Here is a 16,854-nt window from a genome sequence, read left to right as displayed (position 1 = left end):
ATACGTCGGCCCGTGCCGGCTATTTCCATCGATGGTGGCTTCCGCGCTGATGCAGTGCGTCAGCGAGCCTGGGTGGCGCGCAGCTCCTCCAGGATGCGCCGGGCGCCGTAGACGTGCTCGAGCCCGGCGAGGATCCCCGCCCCGCTGACGGCCACGGCGCGGTTGGTCGCCGGCACGTAGGCGTACCGGCCACCGAGCGAGTGCAGGTTGCCGTCGAACACGAGCCCCACCACCTGCCCCTCCTTGTTCACCATGGGCGAGCCGGAGTTGCCGCCGATGATGTCGTTGGTGGTGGCCATGTCCAGCGGCGTCTCCGGCGGCACCTTGCCCCGGGCCGCGAGCCACGTGTCCGGCAGCTTGAAGGGGTCCTTGCCGGTGTGCCTCGCCCACGCGCCACCAAAGGTGGTGAACGGCACCACCGCGCGGCCATTCTCCTCCCAGCCCTTCACCGCGCCGTAGTTGAGCCGCAGGGTGAAGGTGGCATCCGGGTAGCCGCTGGTGCCGTACACCGCCAGGCGCGCCTGGGCCAGCCGCTCGCTGTTGCGCTTGAGGACGGCCTCCACCGTGTCCTCGTAGCGCTTGCGAGCCGCCCGCGCCTCCGCATCCACCTTGCGCGCCAGCAGCACCATCGGATCCTTCGAGGCCTCCACCGCCGCCTTGCCGCCCTCGAGCAGCGCCTGCCGCACCTTCACGTCGTGCAGCTTCGTGCCCGTCACCAGCGCGCGCGCCAGGTCCGCCGGGGCCTCGCGGCCGAGCACCGTCTGCACGAAGGGATCATCCGCGCCCAGCGTCTCCCGCAGCCGGTTGAGGCCGTACGTCAGCGTGGCCACCTCCAGCTCCAGCGGGATGGGCGCCTCGCGCAGGAGCTGCTGGCGCAGCGAGGGGAGCTGGGCCTCCGTGTACTCGCGCAGCCGCTCCGCGTTGGGCTTGGGCAGCTCGTCCGAGGCGCGCACCAGGTGGCGCGCGAGCGTGAAGAGCTCGGACTGGAACGCGTCCCCCATCTCCTTCATCCGGTACTCGGGCAGCATGGGGCGATACAGCTCGAGCGCCCGAGAGAGCTCCTCCCATGCGCCCGCGGTGGAGGCCTTCAGCTTCGCGTTGGCCATCACCCGGGCGCGCAGCTCCGCCTCGTCCTTGCGCTTCTGCGCCAGCAGCGCCGGATCCGCCAGCGCCTGGTGCCGGCCCCGCAGCGCCTTGAGGCCGTTCTCCACCGAGCGCAGGTGCGAGCGGGTGACGCGCAGCCGCTCCGGCGAGCCCTGGGAGAACTCGCGCAGCATGCCGCGCAGCTCGGACAGGTGGAGCAGGGTGTAGGGCAGCGCCACGTCCCGCTGGAACTCCAGCTCGGCCACGGAGCTCTTGCGCTCGGTGCCGCCGGGGTGGCCGGAGACGAAGACGAGCTCCCCCTCCTTCACGGGCTGCTTCGCCCAGGGCAGGAAGTGGGGGCTGCTGGCCGGCTGGCCGTTCTCCCACACGCGCAGGAAGGCCACGTCGAAGCCGAAGCGGGGGAAGTTGAAGTTGTCCGGATCGCCTCCGAAGCTGGCCATGGGGAACTCCGGGGCGAAGGCCAGCCGCACGTCCTGGAAGCGGCGGTACTTGTAGAGGTGGTACTTGCCGCCGTTGAAGAGCGTCACCACGTCGCAGCGCACCTGCGGCCCGGTGGCGCACTCCGCCTCGGCCTTGGCCATCTCCGCCTTCAGCGCGGTGTTGAAGGCCGCCCCGGTGAGCCCCTTCGTCGCGGTGTTCATCCGCGCGGTGACGTCCGTCATCTCCACCAGCTGGTTGGCCTCCACCTTGGGGCAGCGCAGCTCGTCCTTGGGCTCGGCGGCGGAGAAGCCGGTGGCCAGCAGGTCCTTCTGGGGCGAGGACAGGTCCTCCACGCAGCCGCGGATGCAGTGGTGGTTGGTCATCACCAGGCCGTTGGGAGACACGAAGCTGGCCGAGCACCCACCCGCGAGCCGGACCGAGGCCAGCCGCACCGCGTCCAGCCAGGCCTGCGACGGAGCGAAGCCGTGGGCCTTCTTCACGGCCTCCGAGGGGAAGGCGTCGTAGGTCCACATGCCCTCCTCCGCGCGAGCGGGGAGCGACAGCAGCAGGCCAGGGACAAGGACGAGCAGCGAAAAACGGTACACGGACATGCGTCCTTCCAGGGGAGCGAGGAGGGGCCTGTTCTTTCCCGAGAGGGCGCTCGCGTCAACTGCCCACCGGAAATGGCGAGGGGGGCATGGAGCGCCTAGAAGACGGGCGCTCGGGGGTGAGTCCCCGGCGAGGAGGAGACCGTGAGGAAGTCACTGATGATGGTGGCGGGGCTGGGCCTGACCGCGGCGTGCGCGACGACGGGCGGTGGGCGTGAGTCCGAGCAGGCGATGGTGGAGCGCACGCGCTCGCAGGTGCCGGCGCCGCCCTGGCAGGCCGGAGACGAGCGGGGCATGGCCAACACCCAGGGCCCCGGGACGTGGATGCGGTGCGCCTGGCACATGAACGCGCCGAACGCGAAGGTGTACGAGCTGGCGCAGGTGTCCTCGAACACCATGCCGTCGTCTCCCTTCTCCACGCCGCTGAACTACAAGTACCGGCCGTCCGCGGCCCTGCCGTACACCCGGCAGGTGGTGAACGGCGAGGTGCTCGGGGAAGGGGACCCGAACAACCAGGGCACCCAGTTCGACGGCTTCGGGCACTTCGGCATCCTGCCCGAGCCCTGGAACCCGCAGAGCCCCTTGCCGGTGGATGCGGTCCAGTACTACGGCGGCTTCACGCAGAAGGACGTCAAGCCGACGCCGGACTCGCCGCTGCTGAAGTTCGGCATGGAGAAGGTGCCGCCCATCATCACCGAGGCGGTGCTGCTGGATGCGCGCGGCTTCCTGGGCCAGGGCCAGCCCATGAAGGCCGGCCAGCTCATCACCGCCAAGGACATCGAGGGCATGCTCCAGGCGCAGGGGCTGGGCTGGCGCGGGCTGCAGCCGGGCGATGTCCTCTACATCTACACCGGCTGGGAGGAGAACTGGGCGGACCCGGAGGGCGGCAAGGGGTACTACAAGCAGGGCCCGGGGCTCTCGTACGACGCGGCGAAGTACATCGGTCAGAAGGCCGTCGTGGCGCTGGGGCTGGATGCGCCGTTCCTGGATCCCATGGTGGAGGGGCAGATGGAGGGCAAGGTGCCGCCGACGCCGGGAACGCCGCCGGGGCTGCCTTTCTCCATCCACCACGAGAACCTGGTGCAGTCGGGCATCCACCACGTGGAGAACGTGCACCTGGCCGAGCTGGCGGCGAACAAGGTGTGGACCTCCTGCACGATGCTTCTGCCGCTGCGCCTCAAGGGGGTGTCGGTCTCCCAGGTGCGCCCGGTGGCCATCGGCGCGCCCGCCTCGCCCTGAGCGCTCGCCTCACTTCTTCACCCGCCGCGCCGCCAGCGAGCTCACGAGCGCCAGCAGCAGCCGGATCTCCGAGCGGTCGAGGTGGCCCAGGCGGCGCACGAGGCGCTGGAGCTCCGGGGTCTTCGGCGGGCCCGCCGAGCCCTGGAGCTCCTCCCAGGGGCGCTCCTTGTCCGTGGGGCCCATGGGGACGAACCCCATCAGCTCATGGGGGCCGCTGTGGAGCGCGACGCAGAGCCGGAGCAGGGTCGGCACGCTGGGGAGCAGCTTGCCGCGCTCCATGCGCCCGTACACCTCCGTCACCGTGCCGATGCTCTCGGCGACGTCCGCCTGGGTGAGCCCCGAGCGCATCCTCGCCAGCCGCGCGGCCCTGCCGAGCGTCTTCCGGAGTCGCTCCTCCTGCCACTGCCTGTCCGTCGCAAGGGAGTGGCCCCGCTCGCGGCGCGTCCGCCGCGGAGGAGTCGAGGATCTCGCGGCAACCCTCGCCGCCCGCTTGTCTTTCATTACGCTCACCTCGTGTGTCGTCCGAGTCATTGAAGTGAGCGGCAGGGTACGCAGCAGGGTCGAAGCGAGCCGTACCACTCGAGGCGTACGCCCCGGTCGTACGCCTGGGGAGGTATGCCCTGTCCGGTCGATGACAGGCATGGATCTCCAGACACCATGCCAATCGCCGCGATTCACGGACAAGACATCTTCTACGAAGACTCGGGTGGCCCCGGCCGTCCCATCATCCTGGGCCATGGCTTCCTCATGGACAGCCGCATGTTCGAGGCCCAGGTGCGAGCACTGGCTCCGGAGTTCCGCGTCATCCGCTGGGACTCGCGGGGGACGGGGCGCACGCGCTGGGATGGCAAGCCCTTCAGCCTCTGGGACTCGGCGGACGACTGCGTCGGCCTGCTGGATCATCTCGGCATCGAGCGGGCCGTGGTGGGCGGCATGTCCCTGGGCAGCCACTGCGCGCTGCGCGTGGCGCTGCGCTACCCCGAGCGCGTCAAGGGGCTGGTGCTCATGAGCACCCGCATCACCCAGGAGGATGCGCAGCAGCAGGACATCTATCGGGACATCGCGAAGATCTGGTCCTCCGAGGGGCCCATCGAGCCCATCCTCCACATCCTCGCCAACTCCTTCCTGGGAGATCCCTTCCGGTTCACTGCGTGGACCAATCGCTGGCGCGTGCTCACCGGCGCTCACGTGCTGGCCACCATCCGCTGTCTCTACGAGCGGGATGACATCAGCAAGCGGCTGAAGGACATCCGGTGCCCCGCGCTGGTCGTGCACGGCGCGCAGGACACCACCGTCTCTCCGTCACAGGGCGAGCTGCTCAGCCACCTGCTGCCAGGCAGCGCTGGCTGTGTCTTCATCCCCGAAGCCGCTCACGCCGTCTGTCTCACCCACCCCGAGCTGCTCAACCCGCACCTGCTCGAGTTCCTCCGCGCCCACGCGTGAGTAGACGGAGAGCGAAAGGGAGGGGCGATTCAGTGGCCGGACATGGGTCATGTTTGGGCTGCATCGAGAGGGTGGAGGATTTGACGATACGGGACCGGCTTTCATACGATGGGGCACCATACAGTCGAGCTGACCAGGCTGGTATCGACGGGCATGAACTCCATACGGCTTCGGATGAGACCGCTTTTGTTGGCAGTACTCGCGGTCGCCACGGCGTGCTCAGGTTCTCGGCTCTTCTATGTGACCTCGGAATTACCCAAACTCGAGGACGCGCCCGAGTTGGAGCTGGTTGTGGGGCCTGGGCCATGGCCGGCCGTGCCCACCGTCCTCTCGGATCAGGCCGCTGTGCCAGACGATCTGGTTTTGGCCACCCTCAAAGCCCTGATGACCCTACCGGGAGCAACGGACGCTTGTGACTGGAATGGCCAGCCGCGCCCTGACGCATCTGAATATTGTGTCGCGGTCTACAGGACTCCCCAGGATTGGCGTGCGACGTGGCCCATCCGGAAACTGGTGAGGGAGCAAGGAGCGTGCAAGCCGCCATTCGGCGGTGTGGAAGACGCCGACTTCGGGAGAGGCCTGCCTGTATTCGGTTATGCTCATAATCACACCTGTGGCCTCTTCGCGAGCAGTACGGACCTGAGAAGGTTTCCCGCGATGAGATCGCCAGAAGGAATCTGGGTCGTCGTGGGATATGCAGCAACTCCCAGTGGGCAGCCTGCGCTTGATGGCCAGGGCTTGTTGATTCCCGCCTGGCATTGGCTTGCCACAGGCCGTGGCGACGAACCGCGCTTCTATAAATGGAATCCACAGGGTGAGGTATTCAGGTGGAGAGAGGACAAGCGACATTGGGAGTTTCAGGCCATCTGCAAGCCTCAGTCGTCCAGTATGCTTACGGGCAATGTCCTTCCGCCCGAATGCTCTCCAGAACTGACAGATTGGTACTAGGTCGCGATTCTCTTGGAATGACCCTATGCTGAGACTTCATTGCTCGTTCCTGCTCGTCACGTTGCTTGTGGGCGCAGGAACCGTTGCCGCTCAGTCGGATGCCGGAACCGGCGCTTCCTCCGCAAGTTCATCAGCAGTTGATGCGGGAATGGGGGCGACTCCGGCCAGTTCCTTGGAGCGAGATGCCGGGACTGTGGCGAGTAAGCCGCTCATCGTGGATGGTATTCGCTGGCCAACCGAGGTGCGGACACTGGCGACGTTGGACGGCCCCGCCGTCATTGCCGCGCATGCAGCGATGCAGCACCTGCTCGCGCGCATCATGAAGGAGGACAAGGGTCACGCAGGGCGTTGCGAATACTCTCCCAAGGCCATGGACGTGATTGTCGGTGAAGGTGACGGGATGTATATCGTTCGTATCAATCGCCGTGTGGATAGGTGCGGACGCGCGGATGCCAGCTTCAATGCCGCTATTGACTGGCTGGAACTGTATGCAGTTTCACCGGAGGGACGCGTCCTCGCACGCTATCCTCACAATTTGTAGGTGTGTAGGTGTAGGTGGAGACAGGTGCATGCCTGCGATCAAGAAGTTGGGCTGGGTGAAGCGTGGTGCGAAGAAAGGCTTCGTCACCGAGGCCCAAGGGCATTACTGCCGCGTGTCGTGGCTCCACGAAGGGAGAACACAGAAAGTTACTCGTCGTTCAGTGAAGCCTCACGCGAAGCTAACCGGTCGAAGAGGTCGGGGGCAGAGCCTCGTCCGGGTTTTCTGAGAACGCAGTTGCCCATGCTGTTCACTCTTGGGGTGGCGCTGAGGGCTCACTCCCCGGCGGTGGCGATGGCTCGCGCCGCGGCGCGGATGGCCGGGCGGGAGTGCTCGCGCAGCACGCGGAGCCGCCGGGCCGCATCCTCTCGCCAGTGCAGACGCTCACCAGCGACTCGCACCAGCGCCATGGAGACGAGCGGCGCTCCTTCCGCCACGCGCTCGGAGATCTCCAGCAGCGTCTCCGGCTCCCACTCGGCGCTCGGGTGGCTCACGGCCGAGGCCACCGCGCCCGCCAGGGACGGGGCGAAGAGGGGCTCCTCTCTCGACTCCGCCGCCAGCTCGAGGATCGCTTGGCTGGCGACGCCCGCATCCTTCCACTCCATGACTCCCAGCCGCAGCGCCGCGCTCTCCGGCCAGAGGGAGGCATCCGTGGCGATGACGCCCGCCACCTCCCCCAGCCGCTTCCTCAGGCGCAGGCGCACCGGGCGCGGCAGGTTCAGCAGGGCCTGGCACAGCCCGCTCAGCCGCTGGCGGGCCGGCAGATCCCGCTCCGGCGTGGCGTTCTGCGCCTCGGTGACGGGCTGGGTGACGAGCGCCGCCACCGTGGAGATGACCTGCTCCACCGCGAGGCCGTCCCGGATGGACTCGACCAGCGCTCGGCCGGCCTCCCCCCACTCGGCGCCTCCCGCGAGGTCCAGGACGCGCTCGGACGCCGCCCGCGCCACTTCCTCCTCCATGCCGGGAGACCAGGCGGTGAGCGCCAGCCACGCCTGCTTGCGGACGGACAGCTCCGGATGGCGGGCCACCTGGAGCACCAGCGTCGCATAGCGCGGGCGCACCTCGGGACGCAGCACGAAGGTGGGCTGATCCAGCAGGCTCGCGGCCACGTATGCATCCGGGCTGCGCGCCATGGCGTCGAGCATCTCCCACGCCTCCGGCGTGTCCAGCAGCCGTCGCGCCGCATGGCCTACCGCGATGCGCACGTCCCGGTGGAGCTGCGGGCGCTCCCACTGCTGGCGCAGCAGCGCCATGCTGTGCGGGGAGCGGTAGGTCCCCAGCAGCCGCACCGCCTCCTTCTGGACCGTCACCTTCAGCTTCTCGCGCCCGAACAGCGCCGCCAGCGTCTTCGACAGCGTCTCCCCGCTCACCAGGCGCGCCACGCGCGGCACCGCGTACATGGCCACCCGGGCGCGGTCCCCTTCGAGGTGCTCCAGCAGCAGCGGCAGCGCCGTCTCCGGCCGATCGAGCCACGCCAGCGCCCCCAGCGCCGCCTCCACCGTGGGCACGTCCTTCGAGGTGAGGAACGGGGCCAGCGTGTCCACCGTCACCACCGGCATCCGAGGCAGCACGTGCAGCACGGCCATCCGCTCCCAGGCGCTGCGCTGCCCGTCCTGGGCAATCAGCACCAGCAGCTTCACCAGCTGCTCCTGCTGCCGTGGCAGCCAGCGGTGAAAGCCGTCCCGAGCCGGCGGCACCCACCCCGCCTTGCCCGTCTTGAAGCGCCCGCGCAGCCTCCGCCCCTGGAGGAAGGGATCCAGCCACTCCTGGCGGCGCCGGTGCAGGTGCTGGAAGACCGGGGTGATGGTCACCGTCGTCTCGTCCCGATCCAGCAGCTTGCGCACCCGGACGTCGCGCGTGCGTGGGGGCGCGAGCCACAGCGAGATGGCCATGTGCGCCGCGCCCTCCGGCGAAGCCTCCGTCGCCGGCTCGAGCATCGCCTGGAGCATGTCCACGTGCCACGCGCGCCTGCCGAGCGCTCGAGCCAGGGTGATGGCGAGGGCGTGGCTGTCGCGCTCGGCGGCCGAGCGGATCATCGGCAGCAGCGTGGAGACGATGCGGAACTCGGCGCCGCGCGGCAGATCCCTCTCGAGCGATGGCAGCGAGAGCGTGCCGCGTTGTCCCGCCAGGCGCTTCAGCGTGTCCAGCGAGAACTGGAACAGCGGGCCCTCCGGCTCGGTGGCGTGGCCCTGCATCAGCCGGAAGGCCAGCTGCTGGAGCGCGGCGCGTGTCGTCGACGAGGAGTCCCGCGCCTCCACCACGCACGTCACCAGCTCCGTGAGCGAGGGGATGTGCTCGGCGCTGAAGGCGGCGAGCGGCACGTTGGCCAGCTCGCTGAGCACCGCCATGCGCACCGGGTCCTGCTCGTTGCGCAGCCGCATGAGGTGGGTCAGCGTCTCCGTCATCCCCCGCCGCGACAGCCCCGTGGCTCGCACCAGGAAGACGAGCGCCTGGGAGCGATCCTCCGCCTTCGCCGCGAAGGCGGCCTTGGTCAGCGGCTCGCGCGCGTGCTCGATGAGGCGCAGGGCGTGGGTGGCCAGCAGCCGGTTGCGGTTCTCCTGGATCTCCCGGAACGTGAGCCGTCGCGCCGCCTCCGTGTCCCGCTGCGCGTGGGGCAGCACGGAGAGCAGCGAGTCGGGCAGGTCGCGCGCGGAGATGCCCTCGAAGGCGTGGGTGAAGAGGGCGGCGCGCCGCGAGGGCGGCAGCGCCGCCAGGAAGGCGCCCAGGTGCTGGGGCATCTCCGCGAGGAGCCGGGCCAGCGCGTGCTGCTGCTCGGAGGTGAAGGCATCCGCCTCCAGCAGCACGCCCCGCGGCAGGCCCTGGTTCCTCAGCCAGCCTCGGAGCGAGGGCCGCGTGAGCAGGTCGAAGATCTGCTCGGGGTGGCGGCGGGTGAGCCTGCGGCTCCCCACGAGCAGGGGCCACGGCATCGTCTCCAGCGGCGAGAAGTCGCGCGCCAGGGCGAGCACCGCGGCGCTGCGCAGGTGGGTCAGCTCCGCCAGCGGCGCGTGATAGATGTAGAAGAGCATGTCGCGCTGCCGCTCGGGAGCCTCGGCGAAGCGGGCCTGGAAGTACTCGAGCACCGCGTCCGGGTAGCGCCAGGTGAGCGTGCGCCAGCTCCTGAGCGTATGGCCCACCTCCGGCAGCAGTCGCCGCACCGTCGCCTCATCCACGGCCTGCAGGAGCAGGACGGCCTCCTCCTCGCCGTGCCGGGAGAGGATCTGCGGCAGCAGCCGGGCGGCCAGGGCGCCGCGGCCGGCCAGCGCCACGCTCTTGAGCACGCGCCGCCGGATGGCCGGGGCCAGCTCGGGCAGGACGCGCTCCAGCGCGGCGTCATCCTGGATGCAGGGGCCCGCCAGCGCCGCGGCCAGCTTCTGGATCATCAACGAAGGGTGGTGGAGGGCTCGCAGCAGCGGAGCCTCTTCCCGCGCGGCCCGCGCCATCTGCAGGGCCAGGCTCGCCTCGTATGCTTCACCGGAGAGCAGCTCGTCCATCAGCTGCGTGAGCGCCGCCGTCCCTCGGGCCTCCTCGCCCAGGGCGGCCACCCGCGCCATGCGCGCTCCATGGGACAGGGAGTCCAGTTGCTCGAGCAGCGCCTTGCGTGGGGGGACCTGCATGACACCTCCTGGCAGTCGTGCCGGGAGGCTAGATCAGCGCCACGGAAAGAGGGGGCTCCAACCATCGGAATCCCCTCCCCAGGCCGAGGAGGCGCCTCCCTGGTCATTGGTACAGGGGGGAGGGGAGCAGGGGCCGGGAGGGTCGGAGCCTGTTGCCGACGAGCCGTGTCCCCTCCTCTGATCACTCCTGCCACATCAGCCTCTGCAAGCCCTGACCCTTTCGGACTAGGCTGGCTTCTGTCTTGCCGCCCTTTCTGTCTCCCCTTTGCCGCGTATGAAGCTCAGCCTCGCCGCCCGGGTGACCGCGGCCTTCCTGCTCGTCGTCATGGTCCTGTCCTTCGGGAGCGTGGCGGTCGTGGCCGTGTCCCTCCGAAGGAGCCTCGAGGAGCGGCTCTCCCTCAGCCTGGACCAGGACATCACCAGCTGGCGCCACCTGCTGGAGCAGGAGGGGCGGGTGCTCGCCGTGGTGGCTCACGGTGTCGTGAACAGCCCTACCCTGCGGGCCCTGCTCGCCAGTGAAGGGGTGGATGGGGAGACGCTCCAGGGAGTCGCCAACGAGCAGCGCGCACTGATGGATGTGGACCTGCTGCTGCTCACGGATCCGAGCGGGAAGGTCCGCGCGGGCAGTCTGCCCGGGGCCCAGCCCGCGGATGTCTCCACCTTCCTCTCGCGCAAGGAGCGAGGGCTGCTGATGGTGGACGGCACTCCCTACTGGAGCGTCTTCAACGCCGTGGAGGCCAACGGCAGGACCGTGGGCTATCTCGTCCTGGGCGTCCGCCTGGGCGATGTCCTGCTCAAGCGCCTGCGTGAGCAGAGCGGTGTGCAGGCCGTCCTGCTGACGGGGCAGACGGTGCTCGCGAGCAGCGTGCTCTCGGCCCGCCCCGAGGAGGTGCTTCGGGCGCTGCCCACCGCGAGCGCCTCGCAGGACTTCCTCGAGCTGAACGGCCCGCGGCTGCTGGCGATCCGGCTGGACATGGGCGACGGCCTGCGGATGGTGCTCACGCGCAGCGCGGAGGGGGAGTTCGCCCGCTTCCGCGCGACGCTGCTCTCCCTGCTCACTCTCAGCGCCGTGGGGGCGCTCGTCGCCGGGGCCGTGGCCTTCATTCTGGTCCGGCGGGTGACGGGGCCGCTGCGACAGCTCACCGCCGCGGCCGCGCGCGTGGTGGCCGAGGGGGACTTCCGCGGCAGCCTCGAGGTGAACTCGCGCGACGAGATCGGCGAGCTGGCCAACTCGTTCGGACGGATGATGGACCAGCTGCGCGAGGTGCTGCTCGTGCTGGATGCCTCCGCCGCCGAATTGGAGCACGCCGCGGGGCAGCTCTCCACGGACGCCGCGGCGCAGAACCGCACCGCCACGCGCCAGGCCTCCGCGCTCTACCAGACGCAGGTGACGGCGCAGGAGCTGCAGCGCAGCTCGCAGAGCGCCGCCCAGCGCGCCCAGGCCGTCCTCAAGGGCGCCGAGCGCGCGGACTCGCTGGGCCGGGCCGGCGAGCGGGCCATCGAGAGCAGCGTGGGCGGGCTCACCTTCATCCGCGATCAGGTGGATCAGATCGCCCACACCAGCCAGGAGCTCCAGCAGCGCACGGCGCAGATCGGCGGCATCACCCAGACGGTGAAGGACCTGGCGGACCAGTCCAACATGCTGGCGCTCAACGCCGCCATCGAGGCGGCGCGCAGCGGCGAGCACGGCAAGGGCTTCGCGGTGGTGGCGCGGGAGATCCGCTCGCTGGCGGACCTGTCCGTGGGCGCCACGGCGCGCGTGCAGGAGATCCTCGAGGACATCCGCGTGGCCATCTCCAACACGGTGGAGACCAGCGAGAACGGCGCGCGCGAGGTGGAGGGCGGCCTGGCGCAGGTGAAGGCCACCGGCGACAGCCTGCGCGCGCTGGCCGCCCTGGTGCACGAGAACGGGCTCGTCGTCCGGGAGATCGCCGAGACGGTGGCCCGGCAGGACGCGGGCATCGCCCAGCTCTTCGACGCGCTGAAGGATCTGTCCTCGCTCTCGCAGGAGACCGTCACGCGCCTGCAGGCCACCGAGGAGGCGGCGTCCCGACTCACGGGAGCCTCGCGCGAGGTGGCCTCCCTGGTGCGCCGCTACAAGCTGTAGCCGGCGCGGCGGGCTGGGGACGTCAGAGCTTCGTCTCGACGGTGCCCTTGGCCGGCACCTTCACGGTGACGGGCTCCTTGTCCAGGCCGGGCCGGTACACCCGGAGCTTCCACTCGCCCGCGGGCACGTTGGGCAGCGTGAAGCTGCCGTCCGCCGAGGGCTTGGTGAAGTGCGGGTTCTGGAGCACCAGGACGACGCCGTTCATCCGCGGGTGGATGGAGCAGAAGATCTCCACCGTTCCCGGCTGGTCGAACGTCACCACCTTGGCCTGCTCCTTGGGATAGAGCCCCAGGTCGAACGGCTTCACCTTGGACTTGGAGAAGACGTTGTGGGTGACGTAGTCGTCGTTGGTGAAGTCCACCGAGGTGCCCTTCACCACCGGCATCACCCCTGGAGAGAAGCGGGCGCCCTTCTGGGAGACCTTCGCCGTCGCGGGCGCGGCCGTGGGGTGGCTCGCCTCGGGGATGTGCTCGATATAGACGACCGTCCGCTCCGCCTCCTGGGCATCCGCCACGGGGACCTTGCCCTTCACGGTCCCCGCGACCGCGGGCAGCCCCACCAGGGAGGCGGAGAAGAAAACGGCGGAGGCCAGCTTCTGGAGGCGCGTGTCACTCACGGTATTCAGCGTGGCACGAGTTGCAGACGGAATGCCTGCAGGAATTGGAAGCCTGACGGAAACCGGATTCTCCGGCGGCTGTTGGGACGCCAGGGGGAAGCGTCCCGGGACTAGGGGCTCGGTCGGCCCTGTCGCGTGTTGCCACCGCCCTCCGTCACCCAGCCCGTGGCGGCGGGCTCCGTGGGTGAGCTCAAGTCATAGGCGTGCAGGCCGAGGACGCGCGTCGCTTCGTTGCTGATGTCCCAGTTGAGCCACGCGCCCAGGAACAGCCGGCCCTGGTGGAGCGCCGGAGGCGTGATGAAGGGCGCCTGGCCCTGGAGCCTGCACGCCACCTGCTCCCGACCATCGAGGGAGAACTCGTGCAGGTAGGAATCGAAGTAGGAGTCATCTCCCTGGCAGCCGAACTCGCAGTCCTCCGGCACGGGCCGGTCCACCAGCAGCAGCGAGTCTCGCGCGGTGAGCAGGGGCGCCGACGGGAACCCGCCGATGGGCACGGTCCAGCGCAGCGTGCCGCTCGTGGCGTCCAGCCCGTAGAAGAAGCGCTCGCTCACGTGCGGCGCGGTGGGGCAGGTGGCTCCGGTGCAGCGCCCCTCGGGCACGGCGAGCAGGCCCCGCGCGCCCAGCGCCACGTCGGCGTACGGGGAGGGGCCGAAGGGGAGCGCTCCCTCGGGGCTCCACCGGGGGATGTCGGCGATGGCCAGCGTGGCCCGGAAGGCGCCGGTGTCCGGATCGGCGAGCTCCTCGCTCGACAGCGTGAGCGCGCCGCCATTGACGGCCACGGGTGCGCGCTCGCCGGTGCGCTCGGCCTGCCAGCGCACGGCTCCGGCGGCCGTGTACGAGAGCAGCTTCGAGCGGTCCCGGGCCCGATCGTAGTGGCTCGTATAGAGGTTGCCTCGGCTGTCTGCGATGGGCTGGGAGAAGTGCGAGTCCGCGCTCACCTTCCACGCCAGCGCTCCGGTGTCCGCGTTCAGGGCCACCAGCGCGTTGCACGTGACGTTCTCGCCGAGGGCGTACACGGCGACGACCACGTTGGGCCGCGCGAGCACGGGCGCGGAGACGTAGGCCCACCGGCACCCCGCGTCCATCAGCGGGAAGAGCGGCGTGGACCAGCGCACGCTCCCATTGGCGGCGGCCAGTGAAGTCACCCGGGGAGAGGTCCGCTCGAAGGTGCCATAGAGGTGTTCACCGTCGATGAGGTCCACGCGCACGTACTCGCTGCCCGACAGGGGCCGCCGGTAGCGCACTTGTCCGTCCCGATCGAGCGAGAGCAGGTGGCAGGTGCGCAGCTCGATGGGGCCGTCCTCGGCCGTGTCCCAGAAGCGCGGGCACTCCGTCGCGTAGAGGTGGCCCTGCGCGTCCACCGCGCCGGTGAACTCGAGCGCCTGGTCTTGCGGCGGCACGTAGGACCAGGCCTGCCGGGCGGTGCCATCCGGGCCGGAGCAGGTGGACGTGGCGAGCTGCCCGCTCGAGTCGTCCTCGGAGCCGCCGGTGGGCGCCGGATCCACCTCGCCACGCACGGTGAGCTCGATGCGGCGACCCTCCGCCTGTACCAGGAGGACGGCTCCCGCGGTGCCGGGTTGCGCGGGCTCCAGGCGCAAGTCGACCGCCTGCTCCGCGCCGGGAGGCAGGTTCAGCGACGTGAGCGCGACGGTGAAGGGCTCCGGGATGCCCAGGAGGACCTGCGTGATGCTCTCCCCGTCATTGCGGAGGCGCACGGAGGTTGTCACCGGTACGCCGACGGTGGTGCGCGGGAACACCACCGCGCCTGGTTCCACGACGATGTTGGCGGGCACCCGAGCGGATGGCTCGCTCCTCAGGCCGGCCCAGGCTGTCTCGGGATCGTTCTCTACTCCACAGCCCGAGATCACACAGAGTCCGGCCACCACACTCCACGACCACCTCACGAGGAACCTCCCGACTCGAGTTGAGGCGGGAGGCTGGGCACCGATTCTTCCCGCCGCAACGTCCCCGGGTCGAGGTTGCCGTCTCGGCAGTCGACCGGACTCAGCCGGAGATGTCGCCGCCGGCCAGCGGGATCGCCGCGCCGGTGATGCCCTCGGCCGCGTCCGAGGCCAGGAAGAGGCACGTCGCGGCGACCTCCTCGGGGCGGATGACGCGGCCCGTGGCGTTCATGGCGGCGAGCGTCTCGCGCGCCTGCTGCTCCGAGCGGCCCGTGGTCTTGCTGATGGTGCCCACCGCCTGGCTGAGCATGTCCGTGTCCACCCAGCCCGGGTTCACTTGGTTCACCGTCACGCCCTTGCGCGCGTACTCCACGGCGAGCGAGCGGGTGATGCCCAGCAGCGCATGCTTCGAGGCGCAGTAGGCGGACGTGTACGGCACGCCGCGCACCGAGGCGACCGAGCCGATGTTGATGACGCGCCCGCCGCCGGCCGTGGCCATCGCGGGGATGAGCTCGCGGCAGAAGAGGTAGGGCGCCGTGACGTTGATGGCCATGAGCCGGGCCATGTCCTCGGTGCGCGTCTTCGTCAGCGGCGCGGAGATGGAGATGCCCGCGTTGTTCACCAGCACGCGCGGTGTGCCGGCCTGGAGCACGGTGCGGCACGCGGCCACCAGCGCCGCCTCGTCCGTCACGTCCAGGGTGACGGGGCGCAGGGCCTCGCCGGCCTCGCGCCGCAGCCCCTCGAGGGCCTCCGCCGAGCGGGCCATGGCCCACACGGTGTAGCCCTCCTTGATGAAGCCCAGCGCCACCGCGCGGCCGATGCCGCGGCTGGCGCCCGTCACCACCGCCATCTTCGTAGGAGTCGTCATGGCGCGGCAGGATAGCCGGGGAAGCGCGGGGCAGGTGGTTTGACTGGCATGGGAGCGGGGATTACAAGCCGCGCACCCCTGTCACCCCGAGGAAGAGCCATGCCGCGCGCGGAGATCACCGACCTGCTCCTCATCGACCAGCTGCTGACGGACGAGGAGAAGGCCGCCCGCGACACGGTGGCCCGCTTCGTGGACAAGGAGGTGCTGCCCATCATCGGCCAGCACTTCCGCGACGGCACATTCCCCGCGCACCTGGTGCCCGGGCTGGCGGAGATGGGCGTGCTGGGCGCCAACCTCCAGGGCTACGGCTGCGCGGGCATGAACACCGTCAGCTACGGCCTCATCCTGCAGGAGCTGGAGCGAGGGGACTCGGGGCTGCGCTCGTTCGCGTCGGTGCAGGGCTCGCTGTGCATGTTCCCCATCCACGCCTACGGCAGCGAGGAGCAGAAGCAGCGCTTCCTGCCGGGCATGGCGCAGGGCCGCCTCATCGGGTGCTTCGGCCTCACCGAGCCGGACTTCGGCTCGAACCCGGGCGGCATGCGGACGCGGGCGCGCAAGGACGGGGACACGTGGGTGCTCAACGGCACCAAGGCGTGGATTACGAACGGCGCCATCGCCGACGTGGCGGTGGTGTGGGCGAAGACGGAGGAGGGCGGCGCCGAGTCGGTGCGCGGCTTCCTGGTGGAGAAGGGGATGCCGGGCTTCACGGCGCGGGAGATTCCCGGGAAGTTCTCGCTGCGCGCCTCGGTGACGAGCGAGCTGTCCTTCCAGGACGTGCGCGTGCCGGACCGCAACGTGCTGCCGAAGGTGACGGGGCTGAAGGGGCCGCTGTCCTGCCTGAACAACGCGCGGTTGGGCATCGCCTTCGCGGTGACGGGCGCGGCGATCGCGTGCTTCGAGGGTGCTCGCGAGTACGCGCTGTCGCGAGCGCAGTTCGACGGCAAGTCCATCGCCGGCTACCAGCTCACGCAGGAGAAGCTGGCGGACATGCTCCAGGAGATCGTCAAGGCGCAGCTGCTGGGCCTGCGCCTGGCGCGCCTCAAGGACGAGGGCAAGGTGACGCCGGTGATGGTGAGCCTGGCCAAGCGCAACAACGTGAAGGCGGCGCTGGAGATTGCCCGCTCGGCGCGGAGCATCTACGGGGCCAACGGCATCTCGGACGCGTACCCGCCGGTGCGCCACATGCTCAACCTGGAGAGCGTCTTCACCTACGAAGGCACCCACGAGGTGCACACGCTCGTGCTGGGCAAGGCCATCACCGGCATCGACGCGTTCAACTGAGCAGTCGAGCCGGGGTGGTGCAAGCTGCGTTCTTGCACCAGCCCCGATGGTTCGGATTCTTGAGGTCGGTCCTAGAGAGGGGCTCCGGTGCTCTGGTTTTTCTCGTGAGATGGGGCCAGAAGGCGGAAGAGCGTCAGCAACTCTCGGACCTGGAACTCGGAGACCGT

The 16,854-nt window shown here is 69.8% G+C and carries 11 protein-coding genes; 5 read left to right on the top strand and 6 right to left on the bottom strand.

The features are described from left to right. Positions 1 to 59: 59 nt before the first annotated feature. Complete coding sequence (locus tag KY572_RS07800) at positions 60 to 2,135, bottom strand: S46 family peptidase (RefSeq protein ID WP_224241848.1); 2,076 nt, start codon at positions 2,133 to 2,135, stop codon at positions 60 to 62. Between the two features lie 141 nt (positions 2,136 to 2,276). Between KY572_RS07800 and KY572_RS07795 the strand changes: the two genes are divergently transcribed. Beyond that, the gene (locus KY572_RS07795; protein WP_224241847.1) at positions 2,277 to 3,371 is read left to right on the top strand and encodes a cyclase family protein; all 1,095 of its coding nucleotides are present in this window, start codon (positions 2,277 to 2,279) and stop codon (positions 3,369 to 3,371) included. Positions 3,372 to 3,380: 9 nt separating this feature from the next. Here KY572_RS07795 and KY572_RS07790 read toward each other — a convergent pair whose 3' ends face one another. After that, the gene (locus tag KY572_RS07790) at positions 3,381 to 3,872 is read right to left on the bottom strand and encodes a helix-turn-helix transcriptional regulator (RefSeq protein ID WP_224241845.1); all 492 of its coding nucleotides are present in this window, start codon (positions 3,870 to 3,872) and stop codon (positions 3,381 to 3,383) included. 156 nt (positions 3,873 to 4,028) lie between these two features. Between KY572_RS07790 and KY572_RS07785 the strand changes: the two genes are divergently transcribed. After that, entirely contained in the window at positions 4,029 to 4,814 is a 786-nt protein-coding gene (locus KY572_RS07785; RefSeq protein ID WP_224241842.1) for an alpha/beta fold hydrolase, read from the top strand. Positions 4,815 to 5,787: 973 nt separating this feature from the next. Next, entirely contained in the window at positions 5,788 to 6,303 is a 516-nt protein-coding gene (locus tag KY572_RS07780) for a hypothetical protein (RefSeq protein ID WP_224241841.1), read from the top strand. A gap of 272 nt (positions 6,304 to 6,575) precedes the next feature. Here the strand turns inward: KY572_RS07780 and KY572_RS07775 are convergent, their stop codons facing one another. Continuing rightward, positions 6,576 to 9,914 carry a hypothetical protein gene (locus KY572_RS07775; RefSeq protein ID WP_224241839.1) on the bottom strand — a complete coding sequence of 1,113 codons (3,339 nt, stop codon included), beginning with the start codon at positions 9,912 to 9,914 and terminating at the stop codon, positions 6,576 to 6,578. A gap of 274 nt (positions 9,915 to 10,188) precedes the next feature. Between KY572_RS07775 and KY572_RS07770 the strand changes: the two genes are divergently transcribed. Then, entirely contained in the window at positions 10,189 to 12,021 is a 1,833-nt protein-coding gene (locus KY572_RS07770) for a methyl-accepting chemotaxis protein (RefSeq protein WP_224241836.1), read from the top strand. Positions 12,022 to 12,043: 22 nt separating this feature from the next. On the opposite strand, the gene KY572_RS07765 is transcribed toward KY572_RS07770, so the two are convergent. The 3 genes from KY572_RS07765 to KY572_RS07755 form a co-directional block, all read right to left on the bottom strand. Then, complete coding sequence (locus KY572_RS07765) at positions 12,044 to 12,637, bottom strand: beta-sandwich domain-containing protein (protein ID WP_224241835.1); 594 nt, start codon at positions 12,635 to 12,637, stop codon at positions 12,044 to 12,046. A 110-nt stretch (positions 12,638 to 12,747) separates the two neighbouring features. Beyond that, a complete protein-coding gene (locus tag KY572_RS07760; RefSeq protein ID WP_224241833.1) occupies positions 12,748 to 14,520 on the bottom strand; it encodes an outer membrane protein assembly factor BamB family protein in 1,773 nt (590 codons plus the stop codon). A gap of 121 nt (positions 14,521 to 14,641) precedes the next feature. Continuing rightward, positions 14,642 to 15,406 carry an SDR family NAD(P)-dependent oxidoreductase gene (locus KY572_RS07755; protein WP_224241831.1) on the bottom strand — a complete coding sequence of 255 codons (765 nt, stop codon included), beginning with the start codon at positions 15,404 to 15,406 and terminating at the stop codon, positions 14,642 to 14,644. A 99-nt stretch (positions 15,407 to 15,505) separates the two neighbouring features. Here KY572_RS07755 and KY572_RS07750 point away from each other — a divergent pair, with 99 nt between their 5' ends. Then, positions 15,506 to 16,687: an acyl-CoA dehydrogenase family protein gene (locus KY572_RS07750; RefSeq protein WP_224241829.1), complete on the top strand. Its 1,182-nt coding sequence runs from the start codon at positions 15,506 to 15,508 to the stop codon at positions 16,685 to 16,687. Positions 16,688 to 16,854: the final 167 nt, after the last annotated feature.

This window comes from Hyalangium gracile, assembly GCF_020103725.1.
GTDB lineage: Bacteria > Myxococcota > Myxococcia > Myxococcales > Myxococcaceae > Hyalangium > Hyalangium gracile.
This window is presented reverse-complemented; position numbering and strand designations above follow the sequence as displayed.